Genomic DNA, 343 nt, shown 5'->3' on the forward strand with positions numbered 1-343 from the left:
GCGTCGGGGTCACCGAGATGTTCGACTACGTAGTCGCGGACGTCGTCCAGGACTTCGTCGGCGTTCCAGTCGATCCGGTTCAGCAACCGGTGGATGCGGTCCGGAGCACCGTGACCTGCCTGTTCTGCCAGCGTCCAGCCGTTCTTCCGCTCCAGCGGAGCGACCAGGCCCCGCATATAGGCCAGCGCTGACTCCCGCGGCTCACTCCGGCTGAACCGATGCACGAACTGCCCGTGCAAACGCTCCAACTCGCCCGCCCACAAACTGACATCACCAAGGTCCCCACCCATAACCACACCAACGACCGAACTGGCCACCAGTCACGGCAAAGACCGTTGCAGTA

General features: G+C 63.6%; 1 protein-coding gene. It reads right to left on the bottom strand.

The features are described 5' to 3' along the window. The coding region (locus N4G70_RS36935) for a transposase (protein ID WP_261717163.1) at positions 1 to 290 on the bottom strand (290 nt) is incomplete at its 3' end. Positions 291 to 343: the final 53 nt, after the last annotated feature.

It is taken from the genome of Streptomyces sp. ASQP_92, assembly GCF_025399895.1.
Taxonomy (GTDB): Bacteria; Actinomycetota; Actinomycetes; order Streptomycetales; family Streptomycetaceae; genus Streptomyces.